The organism is Pseudomonas sp. SA195 (assembly GCF_054131565.1).
In genome coordinates, this window is sequence record NZ_CP096392.1 from 2,586,034 (window position 1) to 2,608,910 (window position 22,877).

The 22,877-nt window shown below is 63.0% G+C and carries 21 protein-coding genes; 12 read left to right on the plus strand and 9 right to left on the minus strand.

Annotated features, from left to right (window positions below; all coding sequences use genetic code 11):
* Positions 1–77: 77 nt before the first annotated feature.
* Positions 78–893: a formate/nitrite transporter family protein gene (locus M1D78_RS11855; protein ID WP_437422815.1), complete on the plus strand. Its 816-nt coding sequence runs from the start codon at positions 78–80 to the stop codon at positions 891–893.
* Between the two features lie 174 nt (positions 894–1,067).
* Complete coding sequence (locus tag M1D78_RS11860) at positions 1,068–2,789, plus strand: protein kinase domain-containing protein (RefSeq protein WP_437422814.1); 1,722 nt, start codon at positions 1,068–1,070, stop codon at positions 2,787–2,789.
* 5 nt (positions 2,790–2,794) lie between these two features.
* Here M1D78_RS11860 and M1D78_RS11865 read toward each other — a convergent pair whose 3' ends face one another.
* Positions 2,795–3,121 (minus strand): hypothetical protein, encoded by a 327-nt coding sequence (locus M1D78_RS11865; protein WP_437422813.1) that lies wholly within the window; start codon positions 3,119–3,121, stop codon positions 2,795–2,797.
* Between the two features lie 151 nt (positions 3,122–3,272).
* Here M1D78_RS11865 and M1D78_RS11870 point away from each other — a divergent pair, with 151 nt between their 5' ends.
* Together M1D78_RS11870 and M1D78_RS11875 are read left to right on the plus strand one after the other, a co-directional pair.
* On the plus strand, positions 3,273–3,581 hold the full coding sequence (locus M1D78_RS11870; protein ID WP_437422812.1) for a hypothetical protein: 309 nt from the start codon (positions 3,273–3,275) through the stop codon (positions 3,579–3,581).
* Between the two features lie 223 nt (positions 3,582–3,804).
* Positions 3,805–4,482, plus strand: a complete 678-nt coding sequence (locus tag M1D78_RS11875) for a TIGR04211 family SH3 domain-containing protein (RefSeq protein ID WP_437422811.1) — start codon at positions 3,805–3,807, stop codon at positions 4,480–4,482.
* 13 nt (positions 4,483–4,495) lie between these two features.
* On the opposite strand, the gene M1D78_RS11880 is transcribed toward M1D78_RS11875, so the two are convergent.
* Positions 4,496–6,610: a putative bifunctional diguanylate cyclase/phosphodiesterase gene (locus M1D78_RS11880; RefSeq protein WP_437422810.1), complete on the minus strand. Its 2,115-nt coding sequence runs from the start codon at positions 6,608–6,610 to the stop codon at positions 4,496–4,498.
* Between the two features lie 516 nt (positions 6,611–7,126).
* Between M1D78_RS11880 and M1D78_RS11885 the strand changes: the two genes are divergently transcribed.
* The 6 genes from M1D78_RS11885 to M1D78_RS11910 are packed head-to-tail and all read left to right on the plus strand — an operon-like array spanning position 7,127 to position 12,541.
* On the plus strand, positions 7,127–7,978 hold the full coding sequence (locus M1D78_RS11885; RefSeq protein WP_437422809.1) for an STAS domain-containing protein: 852 nt from the start codon (positions 7,127–7,129) through the stop codon (positions 7,976–7,978).
* Positions 7,979–8,341, plus strand: coding sequence for an STAS domain-containing protein (locus M1D78_RS11890; RefSeq protein ID WP_437422808.1), 363 nt, complete (start codon positions 7,979–7,981; stop codon positions 8,339–8,341).
* Positions 8,338–8,742: an anti-sigma regulatory factor gene (locus M1D78_RS11895; protein ID WP_437422807.1), complete on the plus strand. Its 405-nt coding sequence runs from the start codon at positions 8,338–8,340 to the stop codon at positions 8,740–8,742. The genes M1D78_RS11890 and M1D78_RS11895 overlap by 4 nt, the downstream gene beginning before the upstream one ends.
* A complete protein-coding gene (locus M1D78_RS11900; protein WP_437422840.1) occupies positions 8,739–9,749 on the plus strand; it encodes an ATP-binding protein in 1,011 nt (336 codons plus the stop codon). Before M1D78_RS11895 ends, M1D78_RS11900 begins: the two co-directional genes overlap by 4 nt.
* Positions 9,742–10,596: a sensor histidine kinase gene (locus tag M1D78_RS11905; RefSeq protein WP_437422806.1), complete on the plus strand. Its 855-nt coding sequence runs from the start codon at positions 9,742–9,744 to the stop codon at positions 10,594–10,596. The genes M1D78_RS11900 and M1D78_RS11905 overlap by 8 nt, the downstream gene beginning before the upstream one ends.
* Positions 10,586–12,541, plus strand: a complete 1,956-nt coding sequence (locus M1D78_RS11910) for a response regulator (RefSeq protein ID WP_437422805.1) — start codon at positions 10,586–10,588, stop codon at positions 12,539–12,541. Before M1D78_RS11905 ends, M1D78_RS11910 begins: the two co-directional genes overlap by 11 nt.
* A 9-nt stretch (positions 12,542–12,550) precedes the next feature.
* Here the strand turns inward: M1D78_RS11910 and M1D78_RS11915 are convergent, their stop codons facing one another.
* The 3 genes from M1D78_RS11915 to M1D78_RS11925 all read right to left on the minus strand — a co-directional run bounded on the left by M1D78_RS11915 (position 12,551) and on the right by M1D78_RS11925 (position 13,944).
* Positions 12,551–12,757 carry a DUF3079 domain-containing protein gene (locus M1D78_RS11915; protein WP_437422804.1) on the minus strand — a complete coding sequence of 69 codons (207 nt, stop codon included), beginning with the start codon at positions 12,755–12,757 and terminating at the stop codon, positions 12,551–12,553.
* A 105-nt stretch (positions 12,758–12,862) separates the two neighbouring features.
* Complete coding sequence (locus M1D78_RS11920) at positions 12,863–13,543, minus strand: RES family NAD+ phosphorylase (protein ID WP_437422803.1); 681 nt, start codon at positions 13,541–13,543, stop codon at positions 12,863–12,865.
* Positions 13,543–13,944, minus strand: a complete 402-nt coding sequence (locus M1D78_RS11925; RefSeq protein ID WP_437422802.1) for an MbcA/ParS/Xre antitoxin family protein — start codon at positions 13,942–13,944, stop codon at positions 13,543–13,545. The genes M1D78_RS11920 and M1D78_RS11925 overlap by 1 nt, the downstream gene beginning before the upstream one ends.
* Before the next feature lie 249 nt (positions 13,945–14,193).
* On the opposite strand from M1D78_RS11925, the gene M1D78_RS11930 reads away from it, so the two are divergent.
* Positions 14,194–14,409, plus strand: a complete 216-nt coding sequence (locus M1D78_RS11930; RefSeq protein WP_437422801.1) for a hypothetical protein — start codon at positions 14,194–14,196, stop codon at positions 14,407–14,409.
* Positions 14,410–14,415: 6 nt separating this feature from the next.
* Here M1D78_RS11930 and M1D78_RS11935 read toward each other — a convergent pair whose 3' ends face one another.
* A complete protein-coding gene (locus M1D78_RS11935; RefSeq protein WP_437422800.1) occupies positions 14,416–16,779 on the minus strand; it encodes a DNA polymerase II in 2,364 nt (787 codons plus the stop codon).
* Positions 16,780–17,126: 347 nt separating this feature from the next.
* On the opposite strand from M1D78_RS11935, the gene M1D78_RS11940 reads away from it, so the two are divergent.
* Complete coding sequence (locus M1D78_RS11940) at positions 17,127–18,242, plus strand: SMP-30/gluconolactonase/LRE family protein (protein WP_437422799.1); 1,116 nt, start codon at positions 17,127–17,129, stop codon at positions 18,240–18,242.
* A gap of 103 nt (positions 18,243–18,345) precedes the next feature.
* Here the strand turns inward: M1D78_RS11940 and M1D78_RS11945 are convergent, their stop codons facing one another.
* From M1D78_RS11945 to M1D78_RS11955, 3 genes are all read right to left on the minus strand, one after another.
* Positions 18,346–19,254: a chemotaxis protein CheV gene (locus M1D78_RS11945; protein ID WP_437422798.1), complete on the minus strand. Its 909-nt coding sequence runs from the start codon at positions 19,252–19,254 to the stop codon at positions 18,346–18,348.
* Between the two features lie 121 nt (positions 19,255–19,375).
* Positions 19,376–20,563, minus strand: a complete 1,188-nt coding sequence (locus M1D78_RS11950) for an acetyl-CoA C-acyltransferase family protein (RefSeq protein ID WP_437422797.1) — start codon at positions 20,561–20,563, stop codon at positions 19,376–19,378.
* A gap of 146 nt (positions 20,564–20,709) precedes the next feature.
* Positions 20,710–22,839: a 4Fe-4S binding protein gene (locus tag M1D78_RS11955; RefSeq protein ID WP_437422796.1), complete on the minus strand. Its 2,130-nt coding sequence runs from the start codon at positions 22,837–22,839 to the stop codon at positions 20,710–20,712.
* Between the last annotated feature and the right edge of the window lie 38 nt (positions 22,840–22,877).

The following is a 22,877-nucleotide window of genomic DNA, read 5'->3' on the forward strand; positions in this document are numbered from 1 at the left end:
GGCGGCGAGGCACAACGAGTAGCGATACGCCAACGGCAGGAACGACCTGCTTTGCCAACACAATTGAGAACTGACCTATGTCCTACATCGTTCCTTCGGAATTCGTGACCAAGATGGTCGACGCGGGTGAATCCAAGATCTTCATGTCCACCCGCGACACGCTGATCCGCGCCTTCATGGCCGGCGCCATCCTGGCCCTGGCAGCGGTATTCGCGGTGACCATCACCGTACAGACAGGCTCGCCACTGGTTGGCGCCATGCTCTTCCCAGTCGGCTTCGTCATGCTTTACCTGATGGGGTTCGATCTGCTTACCGGCGTGTTCGTTTTGACCCCACTGGCACTTCTGGACCGTCGCCCAGGCGTGACCGTCAACGGCGTGCTGCGCAACTGGGGGCTAGTGTTTCTCGGCAACTTCGGCGGCGCGCTGACGGTCGCCTTCATGATGGCGTTCGTCTTCACCATGGGCTTTTCCACCGAACCGGGCCCGGTCGGCGAGAAGATTTCCCACGTCGGCGAAGCACGCACGCTGGGCTACGCCGAGTTCGGCCTGGCCGGCTGGCTGACGATCTTCCTGCGCGGAATGCTGTGCAACTGGATGGTGTCGATGGGTGTGGTCGGCGCAATGATCTCCACCACCGTCAGTGGCAAAGTCATCGCCATGTGGATGCCGATCATGCTGTTCTTCTTCATGGGCTTCGAGCACTCGGTGGTGAACATGTTTCTGTTCCCCTCCGCGATGATCATGGGCGGCAATTTCTCGATCATGGATTATATGATCTGGAACGAAATCCCGACCGCGCTCGGTAACCTGGTCGGTGGCCTGGCCTTCACCGGCCTGACGCTCTACACCACGCACGTGCGGACTGGCGCCAAGCGGGCCCTGGTGCGCTGAAACTGTCGTAAGGTCTGCTGGACGCTTGCTGGTGGTCATGACGAATGATCGCCAGCAAGCTGTCTCCCTCCACGTCATCCTGCGGTTGCAAACCTACCGGTGCAGCGCTTGTAGCAGCGAGCTTTCTTGCGATCGCCTTGCTGCCAGCGCCCAAGAGTTCAACGATCTCCCCCCATGACTACCCCACTGACGGTCTCGGTAGGCCAGCACACCGATAAAGGTCGCAAGGCAACCAACCAGGACTTCCACGGCGCCTTTATTCCGCGCGAGCCGCAGCTGAGTAGCAAGGGCATCGCTCTCGCGCTGGCCGACGGCATCAGCAGCAGCGCCGTCAGCCACATCGCCAGCGAGTCGGCAGTGACCGGCTTTCTCGCCGATTACTACTGCACTTCCGATGCCTGGTCAGTGAAGACCTCCGCGCAGCGGGTGTTGATGGCCGCCAATTCCTGGCTACACGCGCAGGGTCAGCACGGGCCGGAGCGCTTCAACCCCGATCGCGGTTACGTCTGCACCTTCAGCGCCCTGGTTATCAAATCGAACACCGCGCACCTCTTCCACGCCGGCGACTCGCGGATCTATCGCGTGCAGGGCACCGCCTTGGAGCAGCTGACCCACGACCATCGTTTGTGGGTTTCGGAAGACCAGAGCTACCTGAGTCGGGCGCTGGGCATCCACCCGCAACTGGATCTGGATTACCGCGCCGAGCGGGTCGAATCGGGCGACCTGTTCATTCTCGCTACCGATGGCGTCTACGAGTTCATCAGTTCCGCCGCGATGATCGCCGCAATCACCAGCCATGCCGATGACCTGGACGCCGCTGCCCGCACCATCGTCGCCCAGGCGCTCGAGCAGGGCAGCGACGACAACCTCACCGTGCAGATTCTGCGCATCGATGCGCTACCCATGCAGGCAGCCGACGAGCTCTACCAGCAACTCACGGAGCTGCCCTTTCCGCCTATCCTCGAGCCGCGAGCGGCGTTCGACGACTACACCATCGTGCGCGAGGTGCACGCCAGCAGCCGCAGCCACGTCTACCTCGCCATCGACAACAGCAGCCAGACGCCCGTTATCCTCAAGACGCCTTCGATCGACCTGCAGCGGGACGCCCCCTACCTTGAGCGTTTCCTCACCGAAGAATGGGTCGCGCGGCGCATCGACAGCCCTCACGTGGCCAAGCCCTGCCTGCCGACACGCAAGCGCAGCTATCTATACAGCGTCGGTGAATACATCGAAGGCCAAACGCTCGCGCAGTGGATGATCGACCACCCCCGGCCGGACCTGGAGACCGTGCGCGGCATCGTCGAGCAGATTGCCAAGGGGCTGCGCGCCTTCCACCGGCTGGAGATGCTGCATCAGGACCTGCGCCCGGCCAATGTCATGATCGACGCCACCGGTACGGCGAAGATCATCGACTTCGGCGCCACCCGCGTGGCCGGGCTGATGGAAATCAGCACCCCGCTCGAACGCAGCGACCTGCTCGGCACCGCCCAGTACATGGCACCGGAATATTTTCTCGGCGAGGCCGGAACACCGCGCTCGGACCTGTTCTCGCTTGCGGTCATCACCTACCAGATGCTCACCGGCGCCCTGCCCTACGGCACGCAGGTCGCCCGCGCCCGCACGCGTGCGGCGCAGAACAAGCTGCGCTATCAGCCGGTGCGCGAGCATGACCGCGAGGTGCCCGCCTGGATCGACGATGTGCTACGCAAGGCGCTGCACCCCGATCCGTACAAGCGCTACGAGGCGCTTTCCGAATTCATCTTCGAACTGCGCCAGCCCAGCCCGGCGTTCCTGGCCAAGGCCAGGCCGCCGCTCATAGAGCGCAATCCGGTGCTGTTCTGGAAAAGCGTTTCCTTCATCCTGGCGGCGGTCGTCGTGGTGCTGCTCGCCCGGTAATCGATTCAGTCGGGGCGCTGCGGCGCGTAGACATTAAGGACGGGGTCGGTAATACCGTCCTTCGAGGGGTCCAGAATCCAGCGCAACTGCGCGACCAGCTCTTCGCAGTTCTCGCCACGCTGCTGCCAATCCTGGAAAGCCACGCGCGCACCGGCGAGCGCGGCCTCTGCCACCTGTTCGGTCTCGTTCGAGGGCTCGCTGGGCTGCCACTGGTCGAACACGGATTGGAGTGCCCGCTGCGCCTCGTCGGCGCCAAGCTCGCCGTCCGCCCAGCGCGAAGTGATGTCCTGCGCCTTTTGAAGCGCGTTGATCGAGGGATGGGACGCGTCCATCTTTAGCTACCTCCTGACAGTGCCTGTCCTGATTGGAGTCCAGCCAGGCCGCCGAATTCGCCCGGACCTACGGGCGGTTCGCGGGCCGAGGTGCCAAGCCGGCGTCGCCGCGGTCGGATGAACAGATCCCGACATCTTGAGGACTTTGCGCATGTACCTGATCCAGCTCCTGCTGCCGCTTTACGACAACACCGGCGAGGCGCTGCCAAAGGCACTGTTCGGTGACGTTCGCGATGAACTGGTGCAGCGCTTCGGCGGGCTCACAGCCCATGCACGTGCGCCGGTCGACGGGCTCTGGTGCGAGGATAACGACCATCCGGTACGCGACGACCTGATTCTTTACGAAGTCATGGCCGACGATCTCGACCGCATCTGGTGGCAGCGTTATCGCGCCTCGTTGGAAGCGCGCTTTCGCCAGGATCAGGTGATGATCCGCGCGCAACGGATCGAACAACTCTGAGGCAGAGCACGTTCGGGTGAAGATTTAATGAACCCTCATACCTGTTCGCTGTCAGTCCTGTCTGCAGCGCTACGGGGTCCGCGCCGGCCGGGGAGAATGCAGCCTCCCGATCTGACCGGCATCGCCGGCCGCACCCTCCCGGGTCTACAGGCGCACCAGGCCGGCCCGCTTTTATTTTGGCCCGTTCACCGGGGCCTTCATCTTTTCAACGCGAAGACTGCCCATGTCCTTATCTCGTCATCTTGTCGCCCTTCTTTCCCGCTTTTCCCTCTCCTCTACCCAGCGCAACGCCTTCGGCGCCGGCTTGATCGGCACGCTGCTGGCATTAGCCATCCCCGCCCAGGCCCAACAAGCGAGCAGTGAGCGCTGGGTCAGCGATTCCCTGACTACTTATGTGCGCAGCGGGCCAACCGATGGTTACCGCATCGTCGGCAGCCTTACCTCTGGGCAAAAAGTCGAGCTGCTCGACACCCAGGGTGACTACAGTCAGATCCGCGGCGAGAACGGCGACCGTGTCTGGATCCGCAGCAGCGACCTGCAGGAGATGCCCGGCCAGGCCGAGCGCCTGCCGCAGCTCGAGCAGCAGGTCGCCGAGCTCAGCGAAAAACTCAAAACCATCGATGACAGCTGGAAAGCGCGCGTGCAGGGCATGCAGGAGACCCTGGACTCACGCAAGGCGCTAATCGACGAGTTGGAAACCCGTCGCAAGGCCCTGGATGACGCCCTGACCGCCACCGAATCGGAGCTGCGCGATGCCGAAGCCCGGCTCGGTGATGAGAACAATCAAGTGCTGATGCGCTACATGGTCTACGGCGGCAGCATCGCCGGGGCCGGCCTGCTGGCGGGCCTGATCCTTCCGGCGATGACGCGCGGCCGAAAGCGCAACGACCGCTGGTTCTAAGCCACGTCCGAGGTCAAACCGGCTCTGCGGCGTCGCAGACGCTACCGGCGAACACGGTCGGGCCCGTCTGCGCCTGCTCCAGGCGCGTGCGGATCTGGTCGGGCGTCATCGGCCGGTCAAGCAGGAAGCCCTGCAGGGTTTCGCAGCCCAGCCCGGTGAGAAACTGCTGCTGTTCAGCCGTTTCTACCCCTTCGGCCACGACCTGCAATCCGAGCGCCTTGGCCAGCGCGATGATTGCGGAGACGATCACCGAATCCTCGTTGCCCACGCTCATGTCGCGGACGAATGCGCTGTCGATCTTGAGCTCGCTAGCGGGCAACCGCTTTAGGTAGAGCAGGCTCGAATACCCGGTGCCGAAGTCGTCGATGGACGCCTTGACGCCCAAGGCAGTCAATTGTTCCAGCGTTTCGATGGTGGCGTCCGGGTTGCGCATCGCCACGGTCTCGGTGACCTCGATGGTGAGCATCGCCGGCGGGATGCCGTGCCGCTCGATCGCAGCGGTGACAACACCCAGCAGGTCCGGCTGTTCGAACTGGACGGCCGACAAGTTCACCGCAACGGTCCACTCATCCAGCCCTTGCAGATGCCATTCGCGCAGCTGCCGACACGCCTCGTTCAACACCCAGCAGCCGATCGGGATGATCAGGCCGGTTTTCTCCGCCAGCGGCAGGAACTTGTCCGGCGCGAGAAGCCCGCGCTGCGGATGCTCCCAACGCAACAGCGCTTCGAAACCTCGCACCGGACCGGCCGGCGCCTCGAACTTTGGCTGGTAATGCAGGCGCAACTCGCCCTTCGCTTCGGCCAGGCGCAGGTCATGCAGCAGCTGCAGTTGTTCGGCGGCATCGGCATTCATCGAGGCTTCGAAGAAGTTGTAGCCGTTACGGCCGGTGCTCTTAGTGTGGTACATCGCTGCGTCGGCGTGCAGCAGCAGGTCTCGTTCGGTGAGGCCATCGCCGGGATATACGGCGATGCCGATGCTCAGCGAAACGCTGAAGGTGTGGCGCGACAGCACAAACGGCTCGCTGATGCGCTGCACCAGCTTGGCGGCCAAGGTAGCGGCGTCCTCCGGGTCGCTGATGGCTGCGAGCAGGACGAACTCATCGCCACCGAGCCGCGCCAATGTGTCCTGCGCACGAACCCCCGCGCTGAGCCGTTCGGTCACGCTGACCAGCAACTGGTCTCCCATGTGATGGCCGTAGGCATCATTCACCGCTTTGAAGCCGTCCAGGTCCATGAACATCACCGCGAAGCAAGAACGTTCGCGCCGCGCTACGTTCAGTGCTTGGTTCAAGCGATCCTCGAGCAACAAGCGATTGGGCAGTCGTGTCAGGTTGTCGTGCAGCGCGAGCTGCATCAGTTCGCTATTGGCTTTCTCCAGCGAGTTGGCCAGCACGGTGGTACGTGTCTGCAGCCGCGCGTCGAGCACCGAAACGATCAATGTAATCGCCAATACTGCGAGCGTTACGACGATGACCAGCAGTGCCAGCCAGTTGGTATCGACGCCATTCGCAGCGCCGCAATAGCTGCCCTCGGGAAAGGATGCCGCTGCCATGCCCGTGTAGTGCATGCCGACGATAGCGAGCCCCATCACCAGTGCCGCCGCGCCGCGCCAAGCTTTGACATGCTGCAGGTCGGCACGCAGCCGGAAGGCCAGCCACAGCGCCGCACCGGATGCCAGCACGGCAACCACCACCGATGCGATCAGCCAGCCGGTGTCATAGATGATCCCCGGCTGCATCCGCAGGGCTGCCATGCCGCTGTAATGCATCACCGCGATGCCCGCGCCGATCAAAAGCGCCCCTTGCACCAGGCGGCTCAACGGCAGTGCCTGCTGGCACACCAGCCACAGCGCCATTGCCGAAGCAAGAATTGAAATAGCCAGCGAACCGGCTGTTATCAGCGGGTCGTAGCCCAGCGACATTGGCAAACTGAACGCCAGCATGCCGATGAAGTGCATGGACCAGATCCCCAGCCCCATGGAGAAAGCACCGCCGGCGAGCCACCACCGTGCCGCGCGACCCTGGGCGGTCGCGACGCGCCCGGCCATATCCAACGCGGTGTAGGAAGCAAGGACGGCAACAACGAACGAAAAGAACACCAGGATGTTGTTATAGCTACCGACCAGCATGGGCTGCCTTCCTGAAGAAATGGGCGCGAATCTTGACCGAAAACTCAGCAAAGGCGAAGTGCCATCACGGCATGGCCCTGCAGCGGAATCAGACCCGCACCGTCCGATGTCGGCCCAGCGGTGTTTCACTGAAGTGAAGCGCCAGTAAACCCGCCGAACGGTAGCGCCAGCCGGCATCGTTGCCCGGACCCGGGCTCGCAATGGCGTCCGAGCGCAAAACGAACCTTGACCGAGCCCGGGAGTTAAGGCGAAATGCTACCGCTGCGCCACGTATAGATACGGTCCTGCCTCGTTAACAAGGCGCGCCCTTTTCCTCACCCCTCGGCATCGGCATACCCGCGAAGCAGCCTGGCGCCTTGCGTCAGACGCATCCACCAGCCGAATTCCAGCCTCTACAGGCCACGCCGAAGATTTTGCGCTTCAGTCGACTCGCCTTTGCATGCACCACTGGAACGCTGCCATGCATTTCGCATCCAAGTCGACTCTCGCCTCACCGCCCCGTTTATAGGAACTGCCATGGCCTCTCTGCAACAGCGCACCCTCACTGTCATTGCCAAACACGAGCGAGACCTCCTTGATGAATGGACACGGGAGCTCGAGGCTACCGGCGGCTATCGGAACGTCAAACCCGAGGAGTTCCGCCAGCAAACTGCGGAGTTCCTCAAGCTGCTGATCGCCGGTGCCGGCCGCTCCAGCACGTTCGATCTGCGCGCCGACGGCTGGGAGGACATGCGCCAGTTCCTGGAGCAGCTGTCACGCAGCCGCGTTTTGCTCGGCTTCGATTCGCAAGAGACGGCAGGCTTCATCTTCTCTATCAAGCGGCCGTTGATGCCTCTGCTGCAACGCGAATTCACCGATGAACCGTCGCTGCTGGCCGAGCAGCTCTGGGCGCTGTCCGAGCTGATCGACCAGCTTGGTCTTCAGACCGTACGCACCTTCCAGAAATCCCGCGAGGCGGTTATCCAGCGCCAGCAGGAAGAGCTGCTGGAATTGTCGACGCCCGTAGTCAAGCTCTGGGACGGGGTGCTCGCACTGCCGATGATTGGCACGCTGGACTCGCAACGCACTCAGGTCGTCATGGAATCGCTGCTGCAGCGTATCGTCGATACCGGCTCTGAGATCGCGATCATCGACATCACCGGCGTGCCGACCGTCGACACCCTCGTCGCCCAGCACCTGCTGCGCACCGTAACGGCGATTCGACTGATGGGTGCCGACTGCATCATCAGCGGCGTGCGGCCACAGATCGCCCAAACCATCGTGCATCTCGGTCTGGATCTTCAGGGGGTCGTCACCAAGGCCTCGCTGGCTGATGCGCTGGCGCTGGCCCTGCGCCGCGCCGGCCTAACCGTTACGAAGGTCGTCTAAATGGAACGTATCCCAATCCTGCAAATGGGCGATTTCCTGCTCGTTACCATTCAGGTCGACATGCATGACCAACTGGCGTTGACGCTACAAGACGATCTGGCCGAGCGCATCAGCTCGACATCCGCCCGCGCCGTGCTGATCGATATCTCAGCACTTGACATGGTCGATTCTTTCATTGGCCGCATGATCAGCTCGATTTCCGGGCTGTCCAGCATCATGGATGCTGAAACCGTGGTGGTCGGCATGCAGCCTGCCGTGGCGATTACCCTCGTCGAGCTGGGCCTTACGCTTCAGGGTGTGAGTACTGCTCTCAATGTTGAGAAAGGTATGCAGCTCCTGCACAAGCGGATGGCCGCTAAATGAACGTGCGCACCAGCGGCTCCGTCGCGGTACGCATCGAGCAGGACGTGGTTCTTGCGCGCCAGGCAGTGCGCAAGCTGGCCCAAGATTGCGGCATGCGCCTGATCGATCAGACCAAGCTGGTCACCGCAGTCAGCGAGCTGGCGCGAAATACCGTGGTGTACGGTGGCGGCGGCGACATGGACTGGGACATGGTCGAACAAGGCGCGCGCACCGGCATTCGCCTGACCTTTCGTGACGAAGGACCTGGCATCGCCGATATCAAACTTGCGCTTACAGATGGTTGGACGTCTGGTGGTGGCCTGGGCCTCGGCTTGACCGGCGCCCGACGCTTGGTCGATGAGTTCGAGCTGAACAGCACCCCCGGCGCCGGCACACGGATCAGTATCACCAAATGGGCATGACCGCAGGCAGCTACATCACGACCGTATTGCCCATCGATGACGAAAGCCAAGTCGGCCAGGCCCGACGCGTCGCGCTGGCACTTGCCGCCCGACTTGGTTTCGACGAAGCCGATGCTGGCCGTGTGGCGATCGTCTCCAATGAGCTATCGACCAACCTCCTCAAACATGCCCGTCATGGCGCCCTTCACCTTCGATCAGTGCCGGCAGACGATGGCGCAGGCATCGAGCTGATCGCCGTCGACAAGGGCCCCGGATTCAATCCGCAGCAGTGCCTGGTCGATGGTTTTTCTACGGGAGGTACGCCGGGAAACGGGCTAGGCGCCTTGGGCCGTCTGGCGCAGGTCTTCGATGTTCACTCCGATGAGCGCGGCTCCGTAGTCCTGGCGCAGGTCTATCCGCGCAAGGTTTCACCCCTGCGGCTGCGCTTCGGCGTCAGCCAGCATTCGCTGAATAACGACAAGGCATGCGGCGACGGCTGGATGCTGGTGATGGCCGGAGGCGTGCTGAGCGCCCTTGTGGTAGACGGCATTGGTCATGGGCCCGAGGCTGAGCGGGCCAGCCAAGCCGGGATCGCCGTGTTCGCCTCAACACCATTGGACGACCCTGCCCAGAATCTCTCCGACATGAATCACGCAATGACCGGGACGCGTGGCGGCGCGGCGGCGATCGCCCGCTATGACCGCGCGACCGCCTCGCTCAGGTTCGCCGGCGTCGGTAACATCGGCGGACACCTCGTCACGCTGGAGAAAAGCCGAGGCCTGGCCTCCCACCCCGGAATTGTCGGCTCGCAGTTTCGCAAAGCCGTCGCCTACGACTACCCCGCCAACGGCACTGAACTGTTGATCCTGTATAGCGATGGCCTGCAGTCACGCTGGAACCTGCAAGACTACCCAGGCCTTGCGAACCGTCATCCAGCCATCATCGCTGCCCTGCTCCACCGGGATTATTGCCGGGGCCGAGACGACGTAACGGTAATGGTGGTTTCACTGGAGGCAATCGATGACTGATCCGACCCAGGCCGAGCTCGAGCAGCTTCGCAGCGAAAACGACTCGCTGCGTGCCGAGCTGGATGAAACCAACCAGGGCGTGCTAGCGCTGTACGCCGAGCTCGATACCCAAGCCGAGCAATTGCGCCAGGCATCGGATCTCAAGAGCCGATTCCTGTCGTATATGAGCCACGAGTTTCGTACGCCGTTAGGTTCGATCCGCAGCATCACGCGGCTGCTCAGCGACGAACTGGATGGCCCGCTGAGCCCGGAGCAGCACAAACAGGTGTTGTTCATCAGTGGTGCGGCGACCGAGCTCAGCGACATGGTCGATGATCTGCTGGACCTGGCCAAGATCGAGGCCGGGCGCATCACTATCTCGCCGGCCTGGTTCGACATGCTGGACCTCTTCTCCGCCCTGCGTGGCATGTTCCGCCCGATCGTTGACACCGACGCCGTCGCCCTCATCTTCGAGGAGCCGCAGGACATGCCGCGGCTGTATACCGACGACAAGAAGCTCGCGCAGATCTTGCGCAACTTCATATCCAACGCGCTCAAATTTACCCAACAGGGCGAGATACGCGTGTCGGTACGGCCTGAAGGTGATTCGGAAGTCCGCTTCGCGGTGACGGACACTGGTATCGGCATCCCGGACGATCTGCACAGCACCCTGTTCGAAGACTTCGTCCAGATCGACACACCGCTGCAGAAGCGTTTACGCGGCACCGGCCTGGGGCTGTCGCTGTGCAAACGGTTCGCCGAATTGCTCGGCGGGCGTGTCGGAGTAGACAGCGCGCCGGGTGTGGGTTCGACGTTCTACGTCATCATTCCCGTGGCCATTTCGCCGGAGCCATTCGATGCCGCATAGGAACCGATTACTCATCGTCGACGACAATGCCGCTACGCGCTATGCGATGCGACGCGTGCTGGAGAAACACGGCTATTCCGTCATCGAGGCCGGAACGGGGGCCGAAGGTTTGGCCGTCCTGGAATCACAAGTGATCGGCGGGCTGATCCTCGATGTGAACCTGCCCGACATGAGCGGGTTCGACATCGTCAGGACGCTGCGAGCGGATGACCGCACCCGCCTGTTGCCGGTCATCCACGTCTCGGCTGCCTCGATCCAGACGGGTGACATCATTACCGGGCTGGACGCCGGCGCAGACGCCTACCTCATTCACCCCGTCGACCCGGACGTGCTCCTCGCCACGCTGCGCACTTTGCTGCGCGTCCGCGATACCGAGCACGCGCTGCGTGACAGCGAGGCGCGCTTTCGCGACATCTTTTCCCAGGTCGCGGCGCCGATTGCGGTGATCGACACCCAGTTGCACGTGCATGAAGGCAACCGCGCGCTCGGCCTTCTGCTGGGCATCGAGCAGGACACCGCGACCCTCAGCACGTGCGTCGCGCCAGGCCAGCAAGCCAAGCTCGCGGAGCTTCGTGAATGCCTGGCAAGCGGGGCGCGCTGGCAGAACACGCTGCTCATGAAGATCGACGGCACCCAGCGCGAGACCAAGTGGCAGGTATCGCCCTACCGGGCAACTGAACTCGGGCTGTTGGTCATCGAGGACATCACCGAACAACGCCAGCGCGAGCGCAGCCAGCGCCAGCAACTCGACGACGCGAACACCGAGCTCGCCCGCGAAGTGGCCGAGCGCGTCAAGACCGAAGCACAGCTGATGCAAGCGCAGAAAATGGACTCGCTGGGCAAGCTCACCGGTGGCATCGCCCATGACTTCAATAACCTGTTGACTGGCATCATCACCGGCATCGAACTGTTGAAAAAGCGCGCCCAGGAAGGCCGCACCGACGCCGTATTGCGCTTCGCCGACACAGCGTTGAACTCGGCGCGTAGCGCCGCCTCGATGACCAATCGTCTGCTGGCGTTCGCGCGTCAACAGCCGCTGGATGCCCGCCCGGCCGATCTCAACGAACAGATACGCTCGCTGGAGGAATTGCTCCAGCGCACCATAGGCGAACGCATCACGCTGCATCTGGAGTTATGCGATCACGGGGCTATCGCTCAGGTCGATGCCAACCAACTCGAAAGCGCGGTGCTCAACCTGGTGATCAATGCACGCGATGCCTTGCCGGCCGGCGGCACCATTGCCATCCGTACCGACATGTTTCAGGCGGTCGACGACCCCGAACTGGCTCCAGGCAGCTATGTATTGCTGACCGTCAAAGACAACGGAACAGGCATTGCCCCGGAGTTCCTCGACAAGGTCTTCGACCCCTTCTTCACCACCAAGCCGCTTGGCCAGGGTACGGGACTGGGCCTGTCATCGATTTATGGCTTCGCCCGGCAATCGGGCGGTGAGGTTCGGCTGAGCAGTGCGGTAGGCCTGGGCACCGAGGTCACGCTCGTGCTGCCTGCTGCCGTCGCCGCGTCCGCCGTGTCGATGGCTTCGGTCGACCTGCCTACAGGCACGGGTGAGCATGTTCTCATCGTCGAAGACATGCCGGCGGTGCGCATGCTGGTGGCCGAAATGCTTAGCGAAGCGGGCTACCGTTGCACCGAGGCCGGAGATGTGGCGACGGCCCTGACCGTGCTGCAAGGCGACCCCAGCGTGGATCTGTTATTGACTGACGTTGGGCTGCCGCAACTGTCGGGACGCGAGCTGGCAGACACAGCGCGGACGTACCGCCCCACGTTGCCGGTTCTGTTCATGACCGGTTATGCCGAGAATGCGGTGCGCCGCGACCGGTTCCTGGCTGGCGGAATGGATATGGTGATCAAACCGTTCCAGATCGGCGACCTGTTGGCGAAAGTGCGCCATATGCTCGACCAATCCCGAACCACGGCCAACTGACACGCAGCTTCAAACCTCGGCCTCCTCCGGCTTGTCCGTGGCGATCAGATCGCTGTAGCCACCGTACAGATACCAGTCGTCGCCCATCATCTCGGCTGGGTGCTGGGTGCGGTCGGCACCGTTACCGCAGGCAAGCGAGTCGGCGGAGCAATAGCGGTCGCAGCCCCAGCAGATGCGCTCGGGATGTGGTGGGTTGAGGGGAAATTTCTTGGCCATTGGCGGCCTCGGTGTGCTTGAGGGTGAGGCCTCAGGCTAACCACACCAGCACATGATGGAATTGATCGAACTCAAGAATCGCCGGGCGCGCCGATTAGCGGGCGGCTAGACCTTCACCTCGGTGAGCTCCATGACGTGTGTGATGGCACCGGCGCGTGCGTCCCACACATAGCGGAAATGCGCGCCCTGCACCGGCAGCGAAACCGCCTGCGGCCGGAAGGCGGCGACACATTCGTGGCCTTCCAGACGCACGCTCCGGTAGAGAAGCCCCCAAGTCTTGCCATCCCGCCTTTCACGGGCGAACGCCTGCGTTCCGGCATAGGTCGACAGCTCCGGCTGGTGCAATTCGGCCTGGTCGCGTACGTCGATCAACGGCTTGACCACCTTGTTCACATAGGCGCGCATCGTGATTTCGACGTTCGCTTCGCGGGTGGCGGCCAGAAAGCGCTCCTGGTGGAACTTGGTCTCGGCGATGGCCGCGTCGATCGAACTGGCGCAGTAGTACACGCCATAGGTACCGTCGCTGAAACGGCTGGCGTTGCCGATGTGGGTGAAGGCCGCCATGACCACGGTCGAGCCCGGGCCGCTGACCCGGTCGCCTGGCGGCACCCGCTGCAGCATGCCAGCCTCGTCCCGCAGCCGGTCGTTGGTCATCGCCTCGATGGCGAAGGCCATGTCGAGATCGACCGGATCGAGCGTGTCCTCAAACACACTCAGCGGCGGGTAGGAGCTGTTGATCAGCCGATAAGCTTTTCGCCATCCGGGTAGCACGTCCTGCCGTGGCATCAGCCTCGCACCCCGTCGAGGTAACGGCGCACGTCGGCCAGGTCGACGACCTGCCCACCAAGCATGTAGTCCAGCGCGCTGTGGCCGTTGAAAGGCGCAGCCTCGTTGGGTTTATGCACCCATTCGTAGGCCCGCTCGGCCTGGTTGCTAAAAATGATGCGCAGCGCCTTGTGAATGCCCATCAGGTAGGAAATGCGCTCCAGGGTGTCACGCGGTAGCCGTACTTCGGGCAACTTCTTGTACTTGAAGTATGTGGTGTTGCCGACGGACCCGAGCAGTACTCGCTGTTGTTCGGCGCTGCACTTCCACAACCCCATGAGGTTGAAAAAGAACGTCAGCGCCACCCGGCCCGCATCGGGTGAGCTGATATCAGGCTTGCTGGCCGCCTGTACTGGGTTCATTCGGGCGCTCCGTCTGGTTATCAAGACACCTACAGACTACTACGCATACGTAACTTTTCAATTTTTATATTCATATACGAACAAACTACATCAAGCCCTGCGCATGGAACCCTGGTGTTGGCTGCCGTTCTACCTTGCACAACGCTTGAGGAACCGAGCCACTTGGAGAACGCGTGATACCCAACCTTGAGACGATGGGTTTATCCGTCAGCATCGGCCTTCTGTTCGCGTGCGCAGTCGTGATCGGTATTGTCGCCCTATCGAGGCGGCTCGATTTATCACCACATCTCCAGCAGTGTGCTGCTCTGGATCGCGCTGTCGATCCTCATGACCGGTGTACTCCTGATGGGGCTGTTACACCGTGAAAAGCAGGGCCTGGGCCGCATCGGGTTTGAAAGCGTGACCCTGATCGGGCTCTATTTCCTGGGCGTCGTGATGGTGCTGGCCAGAAGCGAGATAGGCTGAAAGGCGTTAGAACAAACCGAGCTGATCGTCGATCAACGCGCTGAAACTGTCATTTACGAACGGGAGGATGGCATCAGCGATCGGCTGCAATTGGCGGGACACGTAATGGTCGTAGTCGATGGGCGCGCGCCGCACTTCAAGCGGCTCGGGGCCAGCAACTGTCATGACGTAGCTGATCCAACCGCCGCTCTGATACTGCCGCTGGCGCCCCTGCTGCAGGTTGTACGCGTCGGCGATACGCGCCGCCCGCACATGCGGCGGCACGTTGCGCTCGTAGTCGTCCAGGCGGCGGCGCAAGCGTTTGCGAAAAACAAGCTGGTCGTCCAGCTCACCGGCCAAGGTACGGCTGACATAGTCGCGGACGTACTCCTGATAGGGTTCGTCGTCGAAGATGCGTCGGTAGAGTTCCTGCTGGAACGCCTGAGCAAGCGGTGACCAGTCGGTGCGTACCGTTTCCAGCCCTTTGAAGACCAGCCCATCACTGCCGTCGGCGCGGGTAACCAAGCCTGCGTAGCGCTTCTTGCTGCCCTCCTCTGCGCCGCGAATGGTAGGCATCAGGAAACGCTTGAAATGACTTTCGAATTGCAGCTCCAGCGCGCTCTGCAAGCCAAATGTTTCTTGCAGGTGCTCACGCCACCAGGCGTTGATGATCTGCACCAGTTGCCGGCCGATGCGCGCAGCCGATTCGTCGTCATGGGCACGGCGGAGCCAGACGAAGGTGGAGTCGGTGTCGCCATAGATAACCGCATAACCCTCGGCCTCGATCAGTTCGCGGGTGCGGCGCATGATCTCGTGCCCGCGCAAGGTAATGGACGAGGCCAGGCGCGGGTCGAAGAAGCGGCAGCCGCTTGAGCCGAGTACGCCGTAGAAGGCGTTCATGATGATCTTCAGCGCCTGCGAAAGCGGCTTGTTGCCCTCGCGTTTGGCCGTCTCCCGCCCTTCCCATACGCGTTCGACGATTGCCGGGAGGCAATGCCGAGTGCGGGAGAAACGAGCGCCTCGAAAACCCGGCACCGAGTCGCTGTCACCGAGCTGCTGCAGGCCTTCGACCAGCCCCACCGGATCGATCAGAAAGGTACGGATGATCGAGGGGTACAGGCTCTTGTAGTCCAATACCAGCACCGATTCGTACAGGCCCGGCTGCGAATTCATCACGAAGCCGCCCGGGCTGGCTTCCGGCGGCCGCTCGCCCAGATTGGGCGCGACGAAGCCTTGGCGGTGCATCAACGGAATGTAGAGATGCTCGAAGGCTGCCACCGAGCCACCGCTGCGGTCAGCCGGTAACCCAGTTACCGTGGCGCGCTCGAGCAGAAAGATCAGCAGCTCAGTCTTCTCGAAGATGCGTGTGACCAGTTCGCAATCCTTGAGGTTGTAGCGCGCCAGGCCGGGTTTGTCCTCAGCGAATAGGCGGTTGATTTCGTCCATGCGCTGATACGGCGTGTCGATCGCTTTGCCTTCGCCGAGCAGCGTCTGCGCGACGTTTTCCAGGCTGAACGAGGGAAAGCTCCAGGTAGCCGAGCGCAGCGCCTCGATACCGTCGATCACCAGCCGGCCGGGCACCGCGGCAAAGTAGTGCTGGCTGCGGTGCCCATGTTCGCGCCAGGCCATCTCCTCACCACCACGCCCGATACGCAGCGGCACGCCATGGCGCTGCGCCTGCTCGCGCAGGACGCGCAGATCGAACTGCACGACATTCCAGCCGATGATGGCGTCCGGGTCATGCTTGGCCATCCAGGCGTTGAGCCGCTCGATGAGTTGACCACGGCGGTCACAATACTCAAGCGCGAAGTCCACATCAGTCGCGTCGCCATTTGGCGGCCCGAGCATGTACACCTGGCGCTGGCCGCAACCTTCCAGCGCGATGGAATACAGCTCGCCGCGCATGGTGGTTTCAATATCCAGCGAGACGAGCCGCAGCCGCGGGCGATAATCCGGGGCTGGTCTGATCTGCGCCTCGCTCAGCACGCCCCCGGCGTCGGGTTGGCCGGTGAAGCTGACCGGCGCGGTAATGAACCGCTCCATCAGGTAGCGCTCCGGCGGCCGTATATCCGCCTCGTAGACGCTCACCCCGGCCGCGCGCAGGCGCTTGTCCAAGCCCATCAACTGGCGATGATATTTGCAGTACAGACCGAGCACCGGCCGATGGCGGAAATCGGTCAGCTCCAGTGGGCGGAGTTCGACGTCGCGTTCACCCGTCAAAAGGCGCTCGGCTTCGCGCCGCTGCGCTGCCGGGATGAAGGCCACGGAGATCTGGTTCGGCACGCGAAGCCGGCGCGGCCCGCTGTCGGTGGCCAGCCAAAACTCCACCTCGGTGCCCTCCGCGGTGTCGCGCCAGTGCCGGGTCAGGACGAAGCCCTGCTGCAAATCCACGTGTCACGCCCCGTTGCAGATAGAAGCCGAGCATTCTACGTGGCGTAGCGACAGGGTGCGCGGGCGGCAAGTCATACGACCTCCTCTCTTGAAGAGATGCCCAATAAATCAGCAATCCGCTTTGACAAGGGTCCAAACGGGCACAATACTGAGGAAGGTTGTACGACAACCTCTACTAACAATAACGACGGACCCTACATGCCCACGCTCTCCTCAGGATGCGCCCGCCGGGATCATTCTCGCGACAGCCCGCGCTAACGCGTAAACGCCAGCCCTTCCAAGCGCTTTGCCGCCCAGCGCAGAGACGGCTTCCCTATGCGAATAAAAAGATCGATAGGACGCACCACATGACCATTCCAACGACCGACACCACGCCCAACGCCAGCACGCCACGCCGCGACTTCCTGAAAAAATCACTCATGGTTTCAGCCGGCGTCGCCTCCCTGGGCGCGCTGGGCCTGCCCCGACTCACCCATGCCGAACCCTTAACCCAGCGCTACCCTGACGAACTCGTCGAGATACTCGACGAGAGCTTCGCCAAGTACCGGCTGTTCAACGCAAGCGTCGAGCGCCTGGCCACGGGGATGCGTTGGGCCGAAGGTCCGGTCTGGGTCGGTGACGGTCGCTACCTGCTGCTCAGTGACATTCCGGAAAATCGCATCATGCGCTGGGACGAAATGACTGGCTCGTTCGACGTCTACCGCGAGCACTCCAACCATTCCAACGGCCTGGCCCGTGACCTGCAGGGCCGCTTGCTGGTGTGCGAAGGCTCCACCACCAACGGCATCGGCCGCCGCGTGACACGCACCGAGCCCGACGGCAGCATCACCGTGCTGGCCGATACCTTCGAGGGTAAGCGCTTCAATTCGCCCAACGACCTGGCCGTGCGCCAGGACGGCTCCATCTGGTTCACCGACCCGCCCTTCCAGACGAGCAACTACTACGAGGGCCACAAGATCGAGACCGAATTGCCTGACGGCGTCTACCGGATCGATGGTGAGACGGGTGAACTGACCCGCGTGATCGACCAGATCGCCGGCCCGAACGGGCTGTGCTTCTCGCCGGATCAGAAAACCTTGTACGTCGTCGAAGGACGCGCCAAGCCGAACCGCTTGGTCTGGGCCTACACGGTCAATGATGACGGCACCCTGGGCGAACGGCGCAAGCACATCGAGGCGATGCCCAACGGTGCGCTCGACGGCATCAAGTGCGACGAAGACGGCAACCTTTGGTGCGGCTGGGGCAGCTCGGGCGCACCAGAAGCCAACCCGGCGGACCTGGATGGCGTGATGGTCTTCAATCCGCAAGGCAAGGCCATCGGCAAAATCCGCTTGCCCGAGCGATGCGCCAACCTCTGCTTCGGCGGCGCCAAAGGCAACCGACTGTTCATGGCAAGCTGCCACTCGGTATATGCGCTATACGTCAACACACGCGACGCGAGCTTCGGCAAACGCGCCAGTTGATTGCCGCTGCACTCGGTTACCTGTAACGGGCGACGTGGGCCAGAAGCAGTCGCGAGCATGCACGCCCCTACGGGGCGGACACGCTGCCCGGATGCCCGCTCGCTCAGGCGACCGAAGCATCCTCGCCGAGATGGATCACCCGGGCGGCGCGCAGCATGCACTTGGCCATTTCCGGCGGAGAAAACTTGGTCAGGATGTCATTGGCACCGGCAGCCTTGGCCTTGTCGGTGCTGATGGTGCTGTCCAGCGAGGTATGCAGCAGCACGTAGATCGACCCATGGTCGGGATGTTTGCGTAGCGCCTGGGTGAAGGAATAACCGTCCATCTCCGGCATCTCGATATCCGAGACCACCATGTTGATCGCGTCGTGGCTGCCCTTGAGGCTGTCCAACTTATCGAAGGCTTCCCGCGCGCTGCGCACGGCGTGACAGGTCACGCCCATCTTGGTCAGCGCGGACACCGACATGTGGATCGCGACCTGGCTGTCATCCACCACCAACGCGCGTGTTTCGGTGAGGAGCTGAGCGTCCTGGATGTCGAGTTCCGAAATATCCGCATCGATCGGTGCCGGCGCGATGTTGTGAATGACCTTTTCAACGTCGAGGATCTGGATCAGCTCGCCGTCGACCTCAGCCGTGCCGGTGATGAACGAGCTGCTGCGCGCACCGTAGGGTGGCGGCAGGATCTTCGACGAGCGGATATGAACGATCCGCACCACGGACTGCACGTGCAGCCCCTGCTTGGAGCGGCTGATCTCGGTGACGATCAGGCAGCCACCCTTGGGGTCCGGCAGCGGCGCCATGCCGATGGCCAGGCTGAGGTCGATCACCGACAGCGGCTGACCGCGCAGAGTGGCCACTCCACGGACGTGCGGGTGCGACTCGGGCAACCGGGTCAGCGACGGGGTCGGAATGATTTCGCTAACTTTCAACAGGTTGATCGCCATCTGCTTGCCGCTGCGCAGCGTGAAAAGCAGAAGCGATAAGGAGTCGGTGGCGGATACGTTGCTCATGGGTCGTCCTGTGAAAAGCCGGGCTCGTGTCGAGAGGTCACCTCGCTCCCGGCTTGTCGGCAGGCGGGGCGAAATCTTCAGCGAAGAGTTTCGCTGCCCGATGAGCCGCCCCTCGCTCGCCTCAGACGCGCTCGAAGATCGCCGCGATACCTTGCCCGCCGCCTATGCACATGGTCACCAGCGCGTAGCGCCCACCCGTGCGGCGCAGCTCGTGCACGGCCTTGACGGCAATGATCGCGCCGGTCGCGCCCACCGGATGGCCGAGCGAGATGCCCGAACCGTTGGGATTGACGCGCGCCGGGTCCATGCCCAGTTCCTGCATCACGGCGCAGGCCTGGGCGGCGAAGGCCTCGTTTGCCTCGATGACATCCATCTGCGCCAGCTCAAGCCCGGTGCGTTCTAGCACCTTGCGCACCGCCGGCACCGGCCCGATGCCCATGTAAGCCGGATCGACGCCCGCATGCGCGTAGCCCACGAGCCGCGCCAGTGATTGAAGCCCCAGCGCGCGGGCCCGCCCGGCCTCCGCCAGCATCAACGCCGCGGCACCGTCGTTGAGCCCGGACGCATTGCCTGCGGTCACGGTGCCGTTGTCCTTCTTGAATACCGGTTTGAGCGCGGCTAGGCGCTCGGCGGTCATGTCTGCGCGGATGTGCTCATCGGTATCGAATTGAATTATTCCCTTGCGGGTCGGCACCGCGACCGGAACGATCTGCTCGCGGAAATAGCCGTTGGCCACGGCCCGGCTGGCGCGTTGCTGGCTCTCCAGCGCCAGTTCATCCTGCCGCTCACGACTGATGCCGTAGCGCTCGGCGACGTTTTCCGCGGTCACGCCCATGTGGAACTTGCCCCAAGGGTCATGCAGCAGCGTGTTCATGTAGTCGATCGCCTGCGCGTCGCCCAAGCGCGCACCCCAGCGCAGGTTCGGCAGGATGAACGGCCCGCGGCTCATGCTCTCCGCCCCGCCGCCGATGGCCAGGTCTGCGTCGCCGAGGAGGATTGACTGCGCCGCGCTGATCACCGCCTGCAAGCCGGAGCCACAGAGCCGGTTGACGTTGAACGCGGGCGTCTCCAGCGGTATCCCGGCGTCCACTGCCGCAACGCGCGCCAGGTACCCGTCGCGCGGTTCGGTGGGGATGACGTTGCCCATCACGACATGCCCGACAGCATCGGCCGGCGTGCTCGAGCGTTCCAGCAGGCCCCGGCATGCCGTCGTAGCGAGGGAGATCAGGTCGACGTCCTTCAGCGCGCCGCCGAAGGAGCCAATCGGCGTGCGTACCGCGCCGACGATGTGGATTTCGCGTTCAGCCATGAGATGCCTTCCGTTCAGATTGGAGCCGCATCCAGCCTGACGGCCAGCGACTCACCGATCCTAACGGCTCAGGCCGAGGCGACAAGAGGCGCCCATGCACAGCGCCTGTGTGAATTCGCAGAACCGCGCAGTCATGCGCAACCGGCTCAGTGCAGCGCTGGCCGCACGACGGTTGCATCGGTGGCGATGAGATCAGCGTCGCGCCCCTTGCTGGCCTTCTTGCGCGCGCTGATGCGGGCTACGCACTGATCGTCGTTGTTGAGCATGACGATGCACTCCAGGCATTGGATGCATTCGTCATAGTCGATGCGCCCGTCGCGCTTGATCGCCCCGATCTCGCAGCTGTTCTTGCAGTGCTGACACGGTCGCCCGCAGGCGTCGATGCGCGTCAGCCAGGAGAACAGCCGCAACCGTCCTAGAATCGCCAAGCCGGCGCCCAGCGGGCAGACATAGCGGCAATAAAACTTGTGCACAAATAGCCCGAGTCCGAGCAGCACAACGGCATAAAGCACGAAGGGCCAGGCGCGCACGAAAAACAGCGTGATGCTGGTCTTGAATGGCTCCACCTCGGCCAGCCGCTCGGCCAGGGTCAGTGAATGGAAGGCCAGCGGCACCAGCGCAACCAGAATCAGGTATTTGAGCCATTGCAGCCGTTGGTGCAGGCGATCCGGAATCTTCCATTGTCGAATGCGCAGGCGCTTGGCGCCCCAACCGAGCATCTCCTGCAGCGCGCCGAACGGGCACAGCCAGCCACAGAACAGCCCACGCCCCCAGAGAAACAGGCTGACGAATGTGAAGCTCCAGAGAATGAAGATCACCGGGTCCATGAGGAACACCCGGATGTCGAAGCCGTGCCAGAGCGCCAGCAGCAGCGTGAAAATGTTCACCACCGACAGCTGCCCCTGCGCATAAAGCCCGATGAACACCAGCGTGAACACCAGGAACGCGGCGCGAAACAGATGAAAGCCGCGGCTGTGCCGGCTAATCCGGTGCTGGCGAATAAACGTCCAGGTCAGCGCCGCCAGGGCCAGCACGACCAGCACCACCTGCCACCATCGTTCCTGCCACATGCGCAGCCAGATGGGCGTCGGTTCGGCGTCGACCGGAGCCGCCTGGACCTCGAACAGGTCGGGGTCGAGCTGGAAGTGCCGGATAAACGCGGCATTGCTGTGCACCAGGTGGTTGCGCTGCAGGTCGACGTTCAGCTGCAGGCCGGCTGGCGCCGCGGGGTTGAATGCATTGTGTGCCTTGATCCTGAATACGTTCGCCACGACGTCTTCTCCGAGCGGCGCGTCGAGCAGCGCCCTAACGGCGCCGCTGTTGAAATTCATGTCATGCAGCTCGATGGCATGATCGTTCTGCACCAGCACCAACCGGCTGGGCGCGGTCGCCGGAACGAAGTCATCCGGTACATGGCGGTACAGGCCCGAAGAAAGCACCAGCAGCGCCTGCTCGCCGTCTTTCAATTCTTCGCCGAGCCGGGCAAAACCGGCGTCGCCCAGCAGGTTGCGACCGATGCTGGGGGCGTTCAGGTAGGCGAAATGGATGTCACTGAAGACCGCCTCGTCGCTGTCCGCCTCAAGATTCTGGAAGCCTTCGAGCGGCTGGCCGATGGCTTGCTCGACCGCCTCGCGGTTGATCGTCCAACGCTGCACGTAACCGCGATCGAGCAGCGCGGCCCAGTCAAGTGGCTCGTAGATGTCTGCGCGCGCGGTTGCCAACGGGCCGCTGGCGAAACCTTCCAGCAGCTTGCGCGCCACGCTCAGGGCCGAGAGCAGCACCGTCTCGTTAAGGATCACCACCGACACGGTCGCCTTGCTCACCCCGTCGATGCGGGTCACCGAACCGCCCTCGCCCGCCGCGCCCTGTTCGCCACCGACCACGATGGGCGCGCCGATGGACTTCTGCCGGTACTGATCGACGAAGTCGAACAGCGACTGCTCGCCCAGCCCATGCAGAAATACCGGCTCGTGGTGTTCCAGTACCCGTACGCCGGCCAGCACACCGGCGGTATCCAGGCCGATCAGCAAGCGGATCGGTTTGCCGGAAAAACCCTGAAGGTTGGAGTAGTCCGTCGATTCGAACGCGTACCCCAGCAGCTCATCGAGCTGGTAGACGGCATGAACGGGCGGCTCGTCCTGCTTGGGTTCGATGCGTGTCGCCTTGGGAAACAGCGCCTGGATTTGCGGCTCGAGCGCCTCGGCAAACGCCGCCGGGCTGGCCAACAGCGCAACCAGGAGCAGCACCTGCATCACCAGGCGGGCGCAAGGAATCATCGAACCTCCCGCGGGCAGTCGAGAATGAAGCGGGCCGA